Below are 17,239 nucleotides of genomic sequence, written 5' to 3' on the forward strand. Positions count from 1 at the left end.
GCGGGGCACGGCCTCACAGCAGGGGGAGACGGCCCACCAGGCGGTCGACGCGGTTGCGCGGCCCCACGAGGCTGACCGCGCAGTAACCGAGAGCACTGCTCTCCTCCTGGGCGACCTGCTCACGGTAGCCGTCGTAGACGCGGGCTCGCTGGGCGGCCAGCGGCATGTCCACCACGAGGACGTCCGGCCGCGTGGCCGCCTTCGCCCGGAGCGCCGCGAGTGCGTCCGCCTCGGTGGCCAGGACCGAACACCCCGCCCAGGGAAGCCCCGGATGCGTCTGACCCGAGGCGTCCACGGCGTCCGGCCCGATCAGGTGCGGCAGCGCCCGGCCCACGGCCGCCGCCATACAGGCCGCCGCGTTGACCTGCCGTCCCACGGGCAGGTCCCGGTCCACGACGATCACCCACTTCGAGGGCGCCTGCCGCGTCGAGAGATCCGTACGGACGTCCGCCCTCGGCACGTCGCCGGCGGCCGCCGGCGAGGCCCCCGGCGCCGCCGGCCCGGTCGCCGTCCTGGTCATCGTCCCTGCGTCGTTCTGTGTGTCCATGGGCCGGTACGTTAGGCATAAGTCCGGGGCAGTGCGACGCCTGCTGAACTTCGTACGGGAAGACGGCCGATTGATGGAACTTGATGCGCTGGACCGGGCTCTTCTGCGGGAACTGCAGAACGATGCACGGCAGACCAACCGCGAACTCGCCGCCCGGACCGGGGTCTCGCCCTCCACCTCCCTGGAGCGGGTGCGGAGCCTGCGCGAGCGCGGGGTCGTCACCGGCTACCGCGCGGAACTCGACCTGCAGGCGGTGGGCCGCCCGGTCCAGGCCCTCATCTCGGTCCGCATCCGTCCGCCGGCCCGCCCGGTGATCGAGGGTTTCCGCGAGTGGGCGGCGGCCCTGCCCGAGACCATCGCGCTGTTCGTCGTGTCCGGAGCGCACGACTTCCTGCTGCACATCGCGGTGTCCGACGTGAATGGCGTGTACGCCTTCGTCATCGACCGCCTCACCGAACGCCGCGAGGTCGCCGACGTACAGACCACCCTGGTCTACGAGCACGTCCGCGCCCCCGGGATCGAACCGGCCCCCTCCCCGTCGCCGGGCACCCGGCCGCCCCTGACGGAGCGCCGCACCACACGCGGCTGAGGAAGGGAGCACCTCACGGACGCGGCCGGGGGCGTGCCGCCGCCGTCACGGCCCCGGACGCAACGCCCGCCCGCGCGTACGGGACCCGCGCGGGCGTACGGGCCGCGCGCGGGCACCGAGCTGTTGCTGGCCCCACGGGAACTCCCGGGGGGCGAAGGGCGCGCGCCGCTACCCCTCCCGGACGCCGGCCCGTGCGCGGGCCCCGTCCCAGCCGTGGGCGAGGAGGTCGAAGGCCGCCTCGACGGCCGGTGCGGGTCCGGCGCCCGTGCCCGCGTCCCGGCCCAGGTCCCGGCTCTGGAGGGCGAACCGGGCGAGGGCCGCGCAGAGCGGGTCGCCCTCGGGCAGGCCCGCCTCCTCGGCCACGGCGCTCGCGAGGGCCGTCTCGTGCCGCATCCACATCCGGCGCCCGTACTCGCGCAGCGCGGGTGTGTTCTCCACCAGCTCCAGGAAGCGACCGGCGTCGACCCCCTTCTCCGGGAAGGGCAGCGTCGTCCTGAGCATCTGTGTGCGCAGCGCGTCCAGCACGCTCTGCCCCGGCGCCCGGTCCCGGACGCCGGAGACGAGGACGGCCTCGACCTCCGAGTCCCGGTCGAAGACCAGCGCCTCCTTGCCGGGGAAGTGCTTGAAGAGGGTCGTCGTGGAGACGTCGGCCTCCTCCGCGACGTCCTTGACGCTCACCTGATCGTAACCGCGCTCCAGGAACAGCCGCAGGGCCGCGTCGGCGAGGGCCCGGCGGGTGGCCGCCTTCTTGCGCTCCCGCCGCCCCGTCGCGGGCGTCGCGCCGCCTCCGGACACCCCGCTCGCCCGGGGTGCGGCGGCCCCGGCCTCGGCCCTCGGTCCGGTTCCCGTCTGCTGGCTGTCACCCATACCCGGAGTCTACAAGCGAGGTTGCCCGACTCAAGAAGTGTAGTGATTACACCTTCGAAGTGCGTGCGGCGTGCGAAAGGAGCGTCCCGCGCGTCAAGGAGACCCCGTTGCGGGGCCGGCCCCGGCTCTCAGCCCCGCCCCCAGCCCCGGCGCCCGGCCCCCTGCTCCCGGCCCCCCGGCCCCCCGGCGCCGGGGAAACGGGGGAGCCGGCGGAAGCGGAGGGGGGCGCTGTGGCCGGGAGCGTGGGCTGAGGGCCCGTTCCTCCGGGCGGCGCACCCACGGTCGGACCGCACGGGAACGGGGGGCAGGGGACACGCCGGTGTACCCGTCCGTGTGATGATGCACGGCAACAAAGGCCCCGGGGGAGGGGCTTGGGTGGCAGGAGGGGCGGGGCCAAGACGTGGACAAGGACGGGGTGTCCATCCCGGACGAGGAGTGGGAGCGCTTTCTGCGGGACGCCGGGGTCGCGGCCCCGGACGCGCCGAAGGAGCCCTCGGCGCGGGCGCGGGCGGTGACGCGGCGCCTGCGGGAACAGCCCGCCCAGCCGGTGGGGTGGCGCACGCACCAGCCCGTCCGGCGGCGGCGCGGCAAGGGCTGGTACGTGGCCGGTCTGCTGGTCGCGGCGGTGCTGCTGGTCGTGGCGCTCGCACCGGGGCGGGTGGCCGGCTGGTTCGGCGGTGGAGGCGGTGACAACAGGCCGCTCGCCGCCGAGTCGGTACGGCCGGACGAGCCGCCGCCCACCGAGGCCGCGGTCCGGCGGCCCACCCTGGACCAGCCGTTCCGCGGCTCGCCCGCCGCCCGCTGGGGTGACGGAACGGCGGGGATCTATATGCCCCCGGCCCGCGCGACCGGCTGGATGAGCGAGGAACAGGTCGCCCGGACGCTCGACCGGAGCCTGGACTTCCTGGTCGCGTCGAGCCTGGACCCGGGGGTGCTGCGCGGGGAGCGGCCCAAGCGGGCCATCGCCATGATCAACCCGCGACAGCGGGGCATGAAGGACTACTTGGCGACCGCCTTCAGCGCCCCCAGCCGGGAGAACGACCCGCTGACGCTGTTCAGCCGTTTCGACCGGACCGACGTACGGCTCGTGGGGGACGTGGTCAAAACGCGCGGGCGCCTCACCTACCGGGAGGGAGAGCGGGGCGCGGTCGAGGTGACCGCCGACGTCACGTACGTCTATCCGGTCGTCCGCGCGGCCGAGAAGAGCGACGAGGTCGCGCGCACCATCGTGCGCCGCGAGACCGTGATGAGCTGGGACGACCCCGCGAAGGTGAACATCGAGCCGAACACGTTCTCCCTCCTCTCCGACCGGGTGGACAGCACCAACGGCGGCTGCTTCGACCACACCGGCTACTTCAGGCCCGAGTTCGGTACCGCCCGTGCGGACAGCGGCTCGGGAGAGGGCCACGCGGTCGACCCGTACGAACGCACCACGACGATGGACGAACGCATGAAGGGCGCCTCGGAGGACAAGTGCGGGAAGGCCACGCGGTCGTGAGCGGCCGTGCGCCCCGGGAGCGCGGTGGCCGCCGTGCCGCCGGGCGGGGCGGCCGGAGGTGCCGGCAGGCTCCCGCGGCATGAGCGGCGAATCCACGGACCGCCCCGTCGCCCTGGTCACCGGGTCCACCTCCGGTATCGGCGAAGCCGTCGCGCGGAAGCTGGCCGCCGGGAGGACGCGGGTCGTCGTGCACTCGCGGAGCAGCGTGGCGGCCGGGGAAGCCCTGGCGGCGGAGCTGGGCGGGGTCTACCTGCGGGCCGACCTGGCGGTGGAGGACGAGGCCCGGGGGCTGGTCGAGGCGGTCGTCGGCCGCTTCGGACGGCTCGACGTGCTGGTGAACAACGCGGGCGTCAGCCGGCCCATCCCGCACGAGGACCTGGCGGCGGCGACGCCCGCGGAATGGCGCGCGCTCCTGGAGGTCAACCTGATCGCCCCCTGGGTGCTGTGCACAGCGGCCCTGCCGGCCCTGCGCCGGTCCCCGGAGGGCGGCAGCATCGTGAACATCACCAGCCACGCCGGGGTGCGGCCCAAGGGCGCGTCGGTGCCGTACGCGGCGAGCAAGGCCGCGCTGAACCACGTGACGCGGCTGCTCGCCGCGGCGCTCGGGCCCGGGGTGCGCGTCAACGCGGTGGCGCCGGGACTCGTGGACACCCCGATGACGAAGGACTGGACGCACGCGCAGGAGCTGTGGCGGGACCGCGCGCCGATGCACCGCCCGGCGCGCCCGGCCGAGGTGGCCGATCTGGTGGCCTCGGTGATCGCCAGTACCTACCTCACCGGCGAGGTGATCGTGCTCGACGGGGGACTCAACCTCACCTGAACCGGCCGGGGGGCCGTCACCACCGCCTCCCGCGTGGGCCGCGGTCGCCGTCGCGGGCCCGGTCCTTACGGTTCGTCACCGGGCGCCGCCCCGCTGTGCGGTGAGCAGTGCCGCGTCGTCGTGCAACTGGCCCCCGGTGTGCCGGAGCAGGTCCGCGACCACGTCGCGCACCACCTCGTCGGCCGTGGCGTGGGTCAGTGCGAGGCGGGGGAGTCGCTCGGACAGCGGATAGAAGGCGCCGGTCCGGTCGCGGGCCTCGATGACCCCGTCGGTGTACAGCAGCAGCGTCTCGCCCGCGCCGAAAGCGTGGCGTTCCGCCGTCCAGGCACCGGGCGTGAGACTTCCCAGCCCCAGCGGCGGGGCCGGCCGCGTCGATTCCAGGGCCCGCGCCCCGCCGTCGCCCAGCACGAAGGGCGCCGGGTGTCCGCAGCAAAGAGCGGTGAGGGAGTCGCCGGAGTCCGGGACGTCCACGAGGAGCGCGGTGGCGAACTCCTCCTCGGTCTCCCGTTCCCGGTTGCTCCAGGCCAGCGCGGCGTCCAGGTGGGCCGCCAGGTCCGGCAGGCTCAGGCCGAGGTGGGCCGCGGCCCGGAAGGCGCCCAGGACCAGGGCCGTGTCGTCCAGGGCTCGCAGACCCTTGCCCCGGACATCGCCGATGAGGAGACGGGTCCCCTCCCGCACCCGGACGACCCCGTAGAAGTCCCCGCCGACCTGGGCCTCCTCGCCCGCCGCCCGGTACTCCGTCGCCAGACGCAGCGGGCCCAGGCTCTGCGGTGGCTCCCTCAGCAGCGCCCGGCCGGCCGCCTCCGCCATCGACTGCACGCGCCCCAGCTTGGTCTCACGACGACGCCTGCCGCGGCTGTAGAAGGCCAGCACGACCGAGAGCACGGCCAGCGCGCCCACCTGGACCGCGCTGTTGGCGGTCCCGATCTCCTCGCGCAGCGCTCCGAGGGCCAGCTGGCAGCCGACCGCCAGCACCCCCGCCGCGACCGTCACGCCCGGCGTCGCCACCGCCGCGGTCAGGGCGGGGGCGATCACCAGGAGCGGACCGAGGTGGACGGACCGGGGGACCAGCAGATCGGCCAGTACGATGCACACGACGAGCGCCACGAGGCCCCCGGCGGTGTACAGGGAGGCACGAGGGCGGGTGACATGGTCCGCAGAGGCCATGCGCTATTCGTACAGGATCTCCCCGCCGCGCCCCGGGTGCGACGCGAGGCCGGACCGGCCACGGCCCCGCCGTGGGAAGGGGGACAGGGGGGCGCCCGTCGGGGCCACCTCGCGGCCCCCGGCGGTCACTCGCCTGGTTTGTCCTCCGTGACAGGTGTCACGCGCGGGGCAGACGAAACCGATGACCAATGATGGGCCGATGTGCCCCGCGACCAGCACCTCCGGAAGTTCCCGCGCCACCCGCCCCCGCCGCCTGCGCGAGGTCACACCGGGCCGCCGCGGCCTCGTGCTGGCCTGGTTCGCCTTCACCGTCACCTTCGGCGCCATGCGGCTGCTCACCTGGCTGATCCACATCGACGTCGGCGGGATCGGCGACGTCAGCGCCGGCGGGGTCCACATCCACCACTACGTGTGGGGCATCCTGCTCCTTCTCCTCGTCGGGGGGATCGGCCTGGTGGAACGGTCCGCGCGCGTACGCCTCTGGCTCGGCCTCGCGTACGGCGTCGGCGCGGCGCTCGTCATCGACGAGGCGGCGCTGCTGCTGAGTCTGGAGGACGTCTACTGGGACGACGAGGGAGGCATCAGCATCGGGCTCGCCCTTCTCGTGATCGGTGTCGCCGGCAGCCTGCTCGCCCTCACGAGGCGCTCCGAGGAGGAGGACGGCACGAAGGGATGAGGCGCACTCCCCAGAGGGGGCTGAGCGCCGTGGCCGGCCCGTGCGACCGGCCCGTGCGACCGTCCGCGTGCGTGCGTCCCGCGTGAGCACCGCGCGGGAGAAGACGTGCGTACGGACACGGGAGACGACGCACGTCCCCGCTACGCGCCCCCGGCTCCGGGGGCCGGGGGCGCGGGCGGCCGTTCGAGGGTGAACGCGCGGGTGACCGGATCGACCCGGGCCGGCAGCACCGTCCCCCGCGTGGCGCCGCCGAACCGGTACCCCGGGACCACCTCGGCGCACTCGAAGGGTTCGAGACCGGGGCCGCTGATCCGCATCAGGAGCCGGACCCGGCGGTGCTCGTCGTCGGCCGGCGGGGCGGAGGCGACCGCCAGAACCAGGGCACTCGCGTCGACGCCGAGGGCGGCGAGCCGGAGCGTGGCCTTCCTCTCCGCGCGGGCGGAGAGGAAGGTGGACAACCCGACGGCGGCGACGAACGCGGCGGCCAGGGCGAGGCCGGCACCCGCCCACACCCACCCACCCCCCGTCTCGTCCAAGTCGGCGACGGTGCGGACGGTGACGTAGACGAAGGCCCCTCCCGCGCCGAGGAACAGGACCGCGCCCACGGTGCAAGCGAGCGCTGTGATCCCCGGGCCCTTGGGGTCGAGCAGGACGGGTTCCTCGGCGCGGGCGGTGGCCATGGCCGCACCCTAGCCAAGGAGACGTGACGTGCGCGGGGGTACGGCACATCCGGCGGGAGACCGGTGCCACCCGGGCGTTCCTCGCTCCTCCCGCATATTCTTTGCATAGGTCTGCATGGACACGTATAGTCATGCCATCGAGCAGGAGGATTCCATGGTGGTACGTGCGGCAGTCGCAGGGGCGAGCGGATACGCGGGCGGGGAGGTGCTGCGCATCCTGCTCGGGCACCCGGGGGTGGAGATCGGCGCGCTGACCGGGAACTCGAACGCGGGGCAGCGGCTCGGCGCCCTGCAACCGCATCTGGCGCCGCTCGCCGACCGGGTGCTGGCCGAGACGAGCGCCGAGGCCCTGGCCGGGCACGACGTCGTCTTCCTCGGGCTGCCGCACGGGCAGTCCGCGGCCGTCGCCGAGCAGCTCGGCGAGGAGGTCCTCGTGATCGACATGGGGGCCGACTTCCGGCTCGCCGACCCCGCGGACTGGGAGAGGTTCTACGGCTCCGCGCACGCCGGGACCTGGCCCTACGGCCTGCCCGAACTGCCCGGCGGCCGGGCCGCTCTCGCCGGGACCCGGCGGATCGCGGTGCCGGGCTGCTACCCCACGGCCGTCTCCCTGGCCCTCGTCCCCGCGTACGCGGCCGGGCTCGTCGAGCCGGAGGCGGTGATCGTCGCCGCCTCCGGCACCTCGGGCGCGGGCAAGGCGCCCAAACCGCACCTGCTCGGCAGCGAGGTCATGGGCTCCATGTCGCCGTACGGCGTGGGCGGCGGGCACCGGCACACCCCCGAGATGATCCAGAACCTCAGCGCGGTGGCCGGCGAGCGCGTCTCGGTGTCCTTCACCCCGACCCTCGCCCCCATGCCGCGCGGCATCCTCGCGACCTCCAGCGCCACGGCGCGCCCCGGCGTCGACGCCGGAACTCTGCGGGCCGCCTACGAGAAGGCGTACGCCGACGAGCCCTTCGTCCACCTGCTGCCCGAGGGCCAGTGGCCCGCGACCGGCGCCGTGTACGGCTCGAACAACGCGCTGCTCCAGGTCGCGTACGACGAGAGCGCGCGCCGGGTGATCGTGGTGAGCGCCATCGACAACCTCACCAAGGGCACCGCGGGCGGCGCCGTGCAGAGCATGAACCTCGCGCTCGGACTGCCGGAGACCACCGGACTGCCCACGACCGGACTCGCGCCGTGACCACCGCGTCCCACCGCGCGGGCCCCGGCCCGGACACCCCCTTCCGCACCCTACTGACGAACCGGCTGCGCGCCGCCCTGCTGTCCCACCGGGCGCGGGCCAGAGCCAAGGAGACAGCGTGAGCGTCACCGCACCCAAGGGATTCACGGCGGCGGGCATCGCCGCCGGGATCAAGAGCAACGGCAACCCGGACCTGGCCCTCGTGGTCAACCAGGGGCCCCGGCTGGCGGCGGCCGGCGTCTTCACCTCCAACCGCGTCAAGGCCGCCCCCGTCCTGTGGTCCGAGCAGGTCCTCAAGGACGGACAGGTCTCCGCCGTCGTCCTCAACTCCGGTGGCGCCAACGCCTGCACCGGGCCCCAGGGCTTCCAGGACACGCACGCCACCGCCGAGAAGGCCGCCGAGGTACTCGGTCTCAGCTCCGGGGACGTGGCGGTCGCCTCCACCGGGCTCATCGGCGAGCTGCTGCCCATGGACAAGCTGCTGCCCGGAGTGGAGACCGCCGCCGCGGCCCTGAGCGAGCACGGCGGAGAGAAGGCCGCGCTCGCCATCAAGACCACCGACACCGTGCACAAGACGGCCCTCGTGCAGGGGGACGGCTGGAGCGTGGGCGGCATGGCCAAGGGCGCGGGCATGCTCGCCCCCGGGCTCGCCACGATGCTCGTCGTCCTCACCACCGACGCCGACCTCGGCCACGAGGACCTCGACCGGGCGCTGCGCGCCGCGACCCGCACCACCTTCGACCGGGTCGACTCCGACGGCTGCATGTCCACCAACGACACCGTGCTCCTGCTCGCCTCCGGCGCGAGCGGCGCCACCCCCGCGTACGAGGAGTTCGCCGAAGCCGTACGCGGCGTGTGCGACGACCTCGCCGAGCAGCTGATCCGGGACGCCGAGGGCGCCAGCAAGGACATCCGCATCGAGGTGATCAACGCGGCGACCGAGGAGGAGGCCGTGGACGTGGGCCGCACCATCGCCCGCAACAACCTCCTCAAGTGCGCGATCCACGGCGAGGACCCCAACTGGGGCCGGGTGCTCTCCGCGATCGGCACCACCTCGGCGCGCTTCGAGCCCGACGACCTGAACGTCGCCATCAACGGCGTCTGGGTCTGCAAGAACGGCTCCGTGGGCGAGGACCGCACCAAGGTCGACATGCGCTACCGCGAGGTGACCGTGACCGCCGACCTCGCCGCGGGCTCCGCGTCCGCCGTCATCCGCTCCAACGACCTCACCGCCGACTACGTCCACGAGAACAGCGCGTACTCCTCATGAGCGACGACACCACCGCCCCGGCCACGCCCGGCACCCCGGCCGCCAAGACGACGGCCCGCCGCCACACCGCGCTGCCCAAGGCGCAGATCCTCATCGAGGCCCTGCCCTGGATCACCCGGCACCAGGGCAAGACCGTCGTCATCAAGTTCGGCGGCAACGCCATGGTCGACCAGGCGCTCAAGGCCGCCTTCGCCCAGGACGTCGTCTTCCTGCGCCACGCCGGGCTGCGCCCCGTCGTCGTCCACGGCGGCGGCCCCCAGATCAGCGCCCAGCTCGACAAGCAGGGGCTGGTCAGCGAATTCAGGGCGGGGCTGCGTGTCACCACCCCCGAGGCCATGGACGTCGTCCGCATGGTGCTCGCCGGACAGGTCCAGCGCGAACTGGTCGGACTGCTCAACCAGCACGGGCCGCTCGCCGTCGGCATCACCGGCGAGGACGCCCACACCATCACCGCGACCAAGCACCAGCCGCGCATCGAGGGCGAACTCGTCGACATCGGGCGAGTCGGCCAGATCACCGGCATCGACACCGGTGCCATCGAGACCCTCCTGGACGACGGCCGCATCCCCGTCGTGTCCTCCATCGCGCGCAGCGCCGACGACGACCACGTCTACAACGTCAACGCCGACACGGCCGCCGCGGCCCTGGCCGCCGCGCTCGACGCCGAGACGCTCATGGTCCTCACCGACGTCGAGGGCCTCTACGAGGACTGGCCGAACAGCGACGACGTCATCAGCCGGCTCACCGCCTCCGAGCTGGAGGAGCTGCTGCCCGAGCTGGCCAGCGGCATGGTCCCCAAGATGCAGGGCTGCCTGCACGCCGTGCGCAACGGCGTGCACACCGCCCGCGTCATCGACGGCCGGGTCCCGCACTCGATCCTGCTGGAGATCTTCACCGACGAGGGCATCGGCACCATGGTCGTCCCCGACGACGCCCCGCCGCCCGCGCACGACCACCACGAGGGAGAGCCAGGACAGTGACCGGCAACCAGGAACTCGTCCAGCGCTGGCAGGGCGCCCTGATGAACAACTACGGCACCCCGCGTCTGCCCCTCGTACGGGGCGAGGGCAGCACCGTGTGGGACGCCGAGGGCACCGCCTACCTCGACCTCGTCGGCGGGATCGCGGTCAACGCCCTCGGGCACGCGCACCCGGCCGTCGTCGAGGCCGTCACCCGGCAGATCGGTTCGCTGGGCCACGTCTCCAACTTCTTCGTCGCCGAGCCCACCGTGGCCCTCGCCGAACGGCTCGTCCAGTACGCCGGCCGTCCCGCGCGGGTCATGTTCTGCAACTCCGGCGCCGAGGCCAACGAGGCCGCCTTCAAGATCGGCCGGCTCACCGGCCGCACCCACATGGTCGCCACCACCGGCGCCTTCCACGGCCGCACCATGGGCGCCCTGTCCCTCACCGGGCAGCCCGGCAAGCAGGACGGCTTCGGACCGCTGCCCGGGGACGTCACCCACGTGCCGTACGGAGACGCCGAGGCGCTGCGGGCCGCCGTCACCACCGACACCGCGTTCGTCATCGTCGAGCCGGTCCAGGGCGAGAACGGCGTCGTCGTCCCGCCCGCCGGCTACCTGAGGGCCGCCCGCGAGATCACCCGCGCCACCGGCACCCTGCTCGTCCTCGACGAGGTACAGACCGGCATCGGCCGTACCGGCCACTGGTTCGCCCACCAGGCCGAGGAGGGCGTCGACCCCGACGTCGTCACCCTCGCCAAGGCGCTCGGCGGGGGACTGCCCATCGGCGCCGTCCTCGCCTTCGGCCCCACCGCCGACCTGCTGAGCCCCGGCCGGCACGGGTCGACCTTCGCGGGCAACCCCGTCGCCTGCGCCGCCGGACTCGCCGTACTCGACACGATCGAGGCCGAAGGACTCCTCGATCAGGCCAAGAGCGTCGGCGAGCGGCTGCGCGAGGGAATCGAAGCGCTCGGACACCCCTTGGTCGGCCACGTCCGCGGCGCGGGCCTGCTGCTGGGTATCGTGCTCACACAGCCGCTCGCCCCCCAGGTGCAGCAGGCGGCCCAGGACGCCGGACTGCTGGTCAACGCACCCGCCCCCGGCGTCGTACGGCTCATGCCCCCGCTGATCTTCGGCGAGGCGGAGGCGGACGCCCTCCTGGCCGCGCTGCCCGCCGTCCTCGACGAGGCGTACGAGGCGCACGGGAGGGCCGGCACCGGGGCCGGGCAGGCGGCGGCGGCAGAAGGGACGAACGCGCAGCGATGAGCCGGAGAATGAGGCGACGACGATGAGTCAGGCGCAGGACAACGAGCAGGTGGCCGGGCCCGCCGTGCCGCAGACCCGCACCGCCCGCCACCGCAGGATCGTGGACATCCTCAACCGGCAGCCGGTGCGCTCCCAGAGCATGCTGGCGAAGCTGCTCGCCGACGACGGCCTGACGGTCACCCAGGCGACCCTCTCCCGGGACCTCGACGAGCTGAACGCGGTGAAGATCCGCAACGCCGAGGGCGACCTCATCTACGCGGTGCCCAGCGAGGGCGGTTTCCGCACCCCGCGCGCCCCGCTCGGCGAGTCGGCCAAGGAGGAGCGGATGCGCAGGCTCTCCTCGGAGCTGCTGATCTCCGCGGAGGCCAGCGCCAACCTCGTCGTCCTGCGCACCCCTCCCGGTGCCGCCCAGTTCCTGGCCTCCGCCATCGACCAGGCGGAGCTGCACGACATCCTCGGCACCATCGCCGGGGACGACACGCTGCTGCTCATCAGCCGCGAGGCGGCCGGCGGGCAGGCGCTCGCCGACCACCTGCTGAGGCTCGCGCAGAAGGTGCACTGAAATCCCCGGGCGAGCGGGGGCCCGCTTCGTCGCGCGCCCGCACCACCCCGCGCCCCGTCCCCACGGACCCCGTTGATCATGATGCGCGCCCTTCGGGGCACACGTCCTGGGACGGGGTTCGCGGCGTTCTCGGGGAGGTCCAGTGGCAATGCGGGAGACGACGGGTGACGTCCGGCCGGCGGGACCGCTGCGCGGCCTGCTTGTGGCACTCGGCCTGATCGGTGCCCTGGCCTGCGCGCTGGCACTGCTCTTCGTCCGCTTCGCGCACTGGGCCGGAGCCCACCCGGTACCGGCCGTACTCCTCGCCGTACTCGCCCTGCCCGTCCTCTACGTCCTGCTGCGCGCGATGCCCAGGGCCAGGGAACTGCGCGGGGCGGCGCGCGCCGGGATGGCTCTGGCCGACGCCGAACAGGCCGAGGCCGAACGCGCCCTGGCCGTACCGGCACCGGCCGCACCCGAGCGGGAGACCCCGGGGGCGCGGGACACCGCGCCCGTCCCGCTGACCGCCGGCGACTCGTCCCAGGACGGTTTGACCGCCGTACTCCCGCCGCCCGCACCCGACTTCACCGCCCTCGACCCCGACGCCTTCGAGGCGGCCGTCGCGGCGCTGTGCGAACGGGACGGCTGCCGGGACGTCGAGGTCGTGGGCGGCGCCGGGGACCTCGGCGCCGACGTCCTCGCCACCGCCCCGGACGGACGTCGCGTCGTCGTCCAGTGCAAGTACTACGGCGAGGGCAACAAGGTCGGCTCCCAGGACCTCCAGCGCTTCGGCGGCACCTGCTGGAGCGTGCACGGCGCGCAGCTCGCCGCCGTCGTGACGACCAGTGAGTTCACCGCCCCGGCCCAGGAGTACGCCGAGTCCTGCGGCATACGCTGCGTGGACGGTACGGCGCTGGCCGCGTGGGCCGAGGCCTCGGGGCCCGCGCCGTGGGGGCCCGCCATGGTGGGGGAGCAGCGCTGACGAGTGCCCGCGAGGCCCCTCGTGGCGGCCGTGTGGCGCAATGTTGCGGCAACAAGAACATTTTTCCGGGACGTTGACCAAAAAATCCGCCAGTCATCATGCTGGCTTTCATGCACCCCCAAGACGGCCCCCTGACCCGGCTGCGGCGCGGGCACGAGGAACTGGTCCTCGGACTGCTGCGCCGGCACGGTCCGCAGAGCCGGGCCGAACTCGGCCACCGGGCCGGGCTGTCCCGCACCACGCTCCACGACATCGTGGCCACCCTCGTCTCCAGCGGCGCCGTGGTGGGGGAGCCCGCCAACCCGGCCCCGCGCAGACGGGGCCGCCCCGTGGAGCGGCTGCGGCTCAACCCGGCCACGGGACAGGCCGTGGGCATCGACTTCGCGCGGCGCGCGGTCCACGTGGCGGTCGCCAACGTCGCCCACGAGATCATCGGGACGGCGGGAGCCGAGCACGCCCCCCAACTGCCCTGGCCGCGCCGGGTGGCGCTGGCCGAGCGGCTCGTCGGCTCGATCGACGCCGGATCGCTGCGCCTGTCCGCGCTGGGGGTGGTCGGCGCCATCGGCGTGGGCCTGGTCGGCCCCGTCCCCGTCGCCGACCCCGACCCGGACGTGCCCGCCGCCGAGCCCCGGTTCCCCGAGCACGAGGAACCCGTACGCCTGCTCGGCGAACGCTTCGGCGCCCCCGTCCTGGCCGACAACAACACGCGGCTGGCCGCGCTCGCCGAGGCCACCTGGGGCGCGGCCGTGGGCAGCGCCGACACGCTGTACCTGCGCCTGTCGCACGGGGTCGGCGGCGGCCTGCTGCTGGGCGGGGCGCTGCACCGCGGCCTCGGCGGCCTCTCGGGCGAGTTCGGGCACATCACCGTCGAGGAGGACGGCCGGCCCTGCGGCTGCGGCGGCGCCGGCTGCCTGGAGACGGTCGCCTCCGTCGGCGCCGTCCTGGACGCGTACCGCGAACGGGGCGGGAGCGCCGACGGGCTCGGTGAGCTGATCGCGGCCGTACACCGCGCCGACCCCCGGGCCCTGGCCGTACTCGAACGCGCCGGGCGGCTCACCGGGCAGGTCCTCGCCGCCGTGTGCAACGCCGTCGGACCGGGCACCGTCGTCCTCGGCGGCGAACTCCTCGCAGCCGATGAGGCGTTGACCGGACCGCTGCGGGCGGCCCTGGACCGGCACCTGCTGCCCGCCGCCCGCAGCCGGGTACGGGTGGTCGGCGCCGCACTCGGGGAGCGCGGCGGGGCCCTCGGCGGGATCGCGCTCGCCCTGCACTCCGCGCCCTCACCCCCCGTCCCGCCCGGGACACCGGCCGCGCCCGCCGCGCCACCCGCCCCCGTACCCGGCCCGCCGGACCGCGAGCCCGCGACCCGCGCCGGCAGCCCCCTTCTGAGACCACCGGTGGACGTATGAGCCTCTCCAAGGCGCCGCACGACGCCTCCTCCCCGCCGGCCGCCGCGCCCGCGGGCCCCGGCCGCCCGGCCCCCGGCGGCGCGCCGGACCAAGACCCCGGGGCGGAGCGACGCGGCCCCCGGGTACCCGGCCCCGTCCTCAACCTCCTCGCCCTCGCGGCGGGGCTCGGCGTGTGGGCGCTGCTCGCCGCCCTCGACGTCCAGGGGCTGCCCGGACCCGTGTCGGTCGCCCGCAAGGGCGGGGAACTCGCGGCGGACGGGACCCTCGCCGAGGACGTGTTCGCGAGCCTGCGCCGCGTCGTGCTCGGCTTCGCCCTCGGCACCCTCGCCGCCGTGCCGGTGGGCTTCCTGATGGGCTGGTACCCGGTGGCGCGCGGGCTGCTCGAACCGTACGTGCAGTTCTTCCGCACCATCCCGCCGCTCGCGCTGCTGCCGCTGGTCATCGTGGTGTTCGGTCTCGGCGAGGTCCCGAAGGTCTTCGTGATCTTCCTGGCCGCCTTCCTGTCGAGCGTCGTCGCCGCCTTCCAGGGCGTGATCTCGGTGGAGCGCACGCTCCTCGACGCGGCGCGCGTCCTGGGCGCCCGGGACCGGCAGATCTTCCTGCGCGTCGTGGTGCCCGCCTCGGCGCCCTTCCTCATGGTCGGCATGCGCATCGGGCTCGGCGCGTCCTGGTCGACCCTCGTCGCCGCCGAACTCCTCGCCGCCCCCGCCGGACTGGGCTACCGGATGCAGCACGCGCAGCTCTACTACGACCTTCCCACCATCTTCGTCGGGCTCATCAGCATCGGCGTGCTCGGTCTGCTCATGGACCGGCTGCTGCTGATCGCCGAACGACGCGTCACCCGCTGGCAGGAGCGCCGATGACCGCCAAGATCTCCTTCCGCGAGGCCGGCCGGACCTTCCCGGTCAAGGACGGCGTCCTCACCGCGCTGGAGAAGGTGTCGCTCGACATCGCCGACGAGGAGTTCGTCACCGTCGTCGGCCCCTCCGGCTGCGGCAAGTCCACCCTGCTCAACCTCGCGGCCGGACTGACCCGGCCCACCTCCGGAGAGGTCCTGGTGGACGGGCGGCCCGTGACCGGGCCGGGCCCCGAACGGGGCGTCATCTTCCAGCAGTACGCCCTCTTCCCGTGGCTCACCGTGCGCGGCAACGTCGAGTTCGGGCTCAGGCTCGCCTCCGTACCCGCCCGCGAACGGCGGGAACGCGCGACGCGGGCCATCGACCTCGTGGGCCTCGGCGACTTCGCGGACGCCCTGCCCAAGACCCTCTCCGGCGGGATGAAGCAGCGCTGCGCCATCGCCCGCGCCTACGCCGTCGACCCCCAGGTCCTGCTCATGGACGAGCCGTTCGGCGCGCTGGACGCGCTCACCCGGGTCCAGCTCCAGGACCGGCTGCTCGCCACCTGGAGCGAACAGCGCCGCACCGTCCTGTTCATCACCCACGACGTCGACGAGGCCGTCTACCTCGCCCGGCGGGTCGTCGTGATGGCCGCGCGGCCCGGCCGCGTCGACCGGATCGTCGACGTCGGCCTGCCCTACCCGCGTACCGAGGAGATCCGGCTCTCGCCCGAGTTCGCCCGCATCCGCAACGAGGTGTGGCACGCCGTCTACCACCAGCCGGCGGCCACCACCTCCGCCTGATCCGCGAGGCCCCCACCACCCCCTGTTCCGGCTCCCGCACCACCACCCCCTGTTCCGGCTCCCGCACCACCTCCGCAACCACCCCTCCCCGTCACGAAGGACCGCCATGCGTTCATCCCGGCCTGCCCTGAAGGCCCTCGTCCTCGCCCCCGTGCTCGCGCTGACCCTCGGCCTGAGCGCGTGCTCCGGCGACTCCGGTGGCTCCGGCGGTGAAGGCGGGGACGGCAAGGGCACACAGAAGGTCCGCTTCGGCTACATCGGCGACTACAACGGCGCGAGCCTCCTCGCGATCGCCGACGAGCGCGGGCTGTGGAAGAAGCAGGGTCTGTCCGCCGACTACAAGACCTTCACCAACGGGCCGATCCAGATCCAGGCGCTCGGCGCCGGCGACCTCGACTTCGGCTACATCGGCCCCGGTGCCGTGTGGCTCCCGGCCACCGGCAAGGCCGACATCCTCGCCGTCGACACCCTCACCTACGCCGACCGGGTCATCGCCCGGCCCGGAATCGACTCCGTCAAGGACCTCAAGGGCAAGAAGGTCGGCGTCCCCGAGGGCACCTCCGGCGAGATGGTGCTCAACCTCGCGCTCCAGAAGGCCGGACTGAGCGAGAAGGACATCCAGAAGGTACCGCTCGACGCGACGACCGTCGTCTCGGCCTTCGTCGCGGGGAAGATCGACGCGGCCGGCTTCTGGTACCCGGCCATCGACACCATCAAGGCGAAGAAGCCGGACACGAAGGAGATCGCCAGCACCGAGCAGTTCACCGACCGCGCCTTCCCCACCGCCTTCGTCGCCGGCACCTCCGTCAAGCCCGCGCTGCGCGAGAAGGTCGTCAAGGTCCTCCAGGAGGCCAACGACTGGCGGTTCGCGCACCCGAAGGAGTCCGTCGCCTCGGCGGCGAAGCTGCTCAAGGCCGACGTCTCCCAGGTCGAGAAGGACGCCTCGCACGTCAGGACGCTCTCCACGAAGGACCTCGTCGCCAAGACCGGGGACGGCACCGTCGCGGGCTGGTTCAAGGGCCTGGAGGACTTCTTCGTCTCCACCGGCCAGCTCCCCGCCGCGAAGGACCCGAAGGAGTTCTACGACGGCGACCTCTACACCAGGGCCCACGCCCGGTGACCCCGCCTCCCCCCGGCACGGCCCCGC

19 protein-coding genes are annotated in these 17,239 nt (G+C 74.0%); 15 read left to right on the forward strand and 4 right to left on the reverse strand.

All coding sequences use genetic code 11. The annotated features are described in order from the left end of the window. Positions 1–13: 13 nt before the first annotated feature. Positions 14–547, reverse strand: a complete 534-nt coding sequence (locus tag ACFYMP_RS10440) for a DUF2000 domain-containing protein (RefSeq protein ID WP_388853733.1) — start codon at positions 545–547, stop codon at positions 14–16. Positions 548–620: 73 nt separating this feature from the next. Between ACFYMP_RS10440 and ACFYMP_RS10445 the strand changes: the two genes are divergently transcribed. Further along, positions 621–1,136, forward strand: coding sequence for an Lrp/AsnC family transcriptional regulator (locus ACFYMP_RS10445; RefSeq protein ID WP_388853736.1), 516 nt, complete (start codon positions 621–623; stop codon positions 1,134–1,136). Positions 1,137–1,304: 168 nt separating this feature from the next. Here ACFYMP_RS10445 and ACFYMP_RS10450 read toward each other — a convergent pair whose 3' ends face one another. Next, on the reverse strand, positions 1,305–2,003 hold the full coding sequence (locus ACFYMP_RS10450) for a TetR/AcrR family transcriptional regulator (RefSeq protein ID WP_388853739.1): 699 nt from the start codon (positions 2,001–2,003) through the stop codon (positions 1,305–1,307). A 400-nt stretch (positions 2,004–2,403) separates the two neighbouring features. Here ACFYMP_RS10450 and ACFYMP_RS10455 point away from each other — a divergent pair, with 400 nt between their 5' ends. Beyond that, complete coding sequence (locus ACFYMP_RS10455) at positions 2,404–3,501, forward strand: hypothetical protein (protein ID WP_388853742.1); 1,098 nt, start codon at positions 2,404–2,406, stop codon at positions 3,499–3,501. A 79-nt stretch (positions 3,502–3,580) separates the two neighbouring features. Further along, positions 3,581–4,321, forward strand: a complete 741-nt coding sequence (locus ACFYMP_RS10460) for an SDR family NAD(P)-dependent oxidoreductase (RefSeq protein WP_388853745.1) — start codon at positions 3,581–3,583, stop codon at positions 4,319–4,321. Between the two features lie 75 nt (positions 4,322–4,396). Here the strand turns inward: ACFYMP_RS10460 and ACFYMP_RS10465 are convergent, their stop codons facing one another. Beyond that, the gene (locus ACFYMP_RS10465) at positions 4,397–5,488 is read right to left on the reverse strand and encodes a PP2C family protein-serine/threonine phosphatase (RefSeq protein ID WP_388853749.1); all 1,092 of its coding nucleotides are present in this window, start codon (positions 5,486–5,488) and stop codon (positions 4,397–4,399) included. Between the two features lie 181 nt (positions 5,489–5,669). Between ACFYMP_RS10465 and ACFYMP_RS10470 the strand changes: the two genes are divergently transcribed. Continuing rightward, positions 5,670–6,164 carry a hypothetical protein gene (locus ACFYMP_RS10470; RefSeq protein ID WP_388853752.1) on the forward strand — a complete coding sequence of 165 codons (495 nt, stop codon included), beginning with the start codon at positions 5,670–5,672 and terminating at the stop codon, positions 6,162–6,164. A gap of 140 nt (positions 6,165–6,304) precedes the next feature. Here the strand turns inward: ACFYMP_RS10470 and ACFYMP_RS10475 are convergent, their stop codons facing one another. Then, the gene (locus ACFYMP_RS10475) at positions 6,305–6,844 is read right to left on the reverse strand and encodes a hypothetical protein (protein WP_388853755.1); all 540 of its coding nucleotides are present in this window, start codon (positions 6,842–6,844) and stop codon (positions 6,305–6,307) included. 154 nt (positions 6,845–6,998) lie between these two features. Between ACFYMP_RS10475 and argC the strand changes: the two genes are divergently transcribed. The 11 genes from argC (at position 6,999) to ACFYMP_RS10530 (ending at position 17,212) form a co-directional block, all read left to right on the forward strand. Further along, positions 6,999–8,027 carry an N-acetyl-gamma-glutamyl-phosphate reductase gene (argC, locus tag ACFYMP_RS10480; RefSeq protein ID WP_388853758.1) on the forward strand — a complete coding sequence of 343 codons (1,029 nt, stop codon included), beginning with the start codon at positions 6,999–7,001 and terminating at the stop codon, positions 8,025–8,027. Beyond that, the gene (locus tag ACFYMP_RS10485) at positions 8,024–8,149 is read left to right on the forward strand and encodes a hypothetical protein (RefSeq protein ID WP_388853761.1); all 126 of its coding nucleotides are present in this window, start codon (positions 8,024–8,026) and stop codon (positions 8,147–8,149) included. The genes argC and ACFYMP_RS10485 overlap by 4 nt, the downstream gene beginning before the upstream one ends. Further along, positions 8,146–9,297, forward strand: a complete 1,152-nt coding sequence (argJ, locus tag ACFYMP_RS10490; protein ID WP_388853764.1) for a bifunctional glutamate N-acetyltransferase/amino-acid acetyltransferase ArgJ — start codon at positions 8,146–8,148, stop codon at positions 9,295–9,297. The genes ACFYMP_RS10485 and argJ overlap by 4 nt, the downstream gene beginning before the upstream one ends. After that, on the forward strand, positions 9,294–10,277 hold the full coding sequence (gene argB / locus ACFYMP_RS10495; protein WP_388853767.1) for an acetylglutamate kinase: 984 nt from the start codon (positions 9,294–9,296) through the stop codon (positions 10,275–10,277). Before argJ ends, argB begins: the two co-directional genes overlap by 4 nt. 41 nt (positions 10,278–10,318) lie before the next feature. Further along, a complete protein-coding gene (locus tag ACFYMP_RS10500; protein ID WP_388854282.1) occupies positions 10,319–11,521 on the forward strand; it encodes an acetylornithine transaminase in 1,203 nt (400 codons plus the stop codon). A gap of 22 nt (positions 11,522–11,543) precedes the next feature. After that, entirely contained in the window at positions 11,544–12,083 is a 540-nt protein-coding gene (locus tag ACFYMP_RS10505) for an arginine repressor (RefSeq protein WP_388853770.1), read from the forward strand. A 148-nt stretch (positions 12,084–12,231) separates the two neighbouring features. Next, positions 12,232–13,044 (forward strand): restriction endonuclease, encoded by an 813-nt coding sequence (locus ACFYMP_RS10510; RefSeq protein WP_388853773.1) that lies wholly within the window; start codon positions 12,232–12,234, stop codon positions 13,042–13,044. Between the two features lie 98 nt (positions 13,045–13,142). Beyond that, entirely contained in the window at positions 13,143–14,453 is a 1,311-nt protein-coding gene (locus ACFYMP_RS10515) for an ROK family protein (protein WP_388853776.1), read from the forward strand. Further along, the gene (locus tag ACFYMP_RS10520; RefSeq protein WP_388853779.1) at positions 14,450–15,316 is read left to right on the forward strand and encodes an ABC transporter permease; all 867 of its coding nucleotides are present in this window, start codon (positions 14,450–14,452) and stop codon (positions 15,314–15,316) included. Before ACFYMP_RS10515 ends, ACFYMP_RS10520 begins: the two co-directional genes overlap by 4 nt. Next, positions 15,313–16,092, forward strand: a complete 780-nt coding sequence (locus ACFYMP_RS10525) for an ABC transporter ATP-binding protein (protein WP_388853782.1) — start codon at positions 15,313–15,315, stop codon at positions 16,090–16,092. Before ACFYMP_RS10520 ends, ACFYMP_RS10525 begins: the two co-directional genes overlap by 4 nt. A 106-nt stretch (positions 16,093–16,198) precedes the next feature. Next, the gene (locus tag ACFYMP_RS10530; protein ID WP_388853785.1) at positions 16,199–17,212 is read left to right on the forward strand and encodes an aliphatic sulfonate ABC transporter substrate-binding protein; all 1,014 of its coding nucleotides are present in this window, start codon (positions 16,199–16,201) and stop codon (positions 17,210–17,212) included. Positions 17,213–17,239: the final 27 nt, after the last annotated feature.

The sequence above is a fragment of the Streptomyces sp. NPDC007088 genome, from assembly GCF_042869355.1.
Classification (GTDB): domain Bacteria; phylum Actinomycetota; class Actinomycetes; order Streptomycetales; family Streptomycetaceae; genus Streptomyces.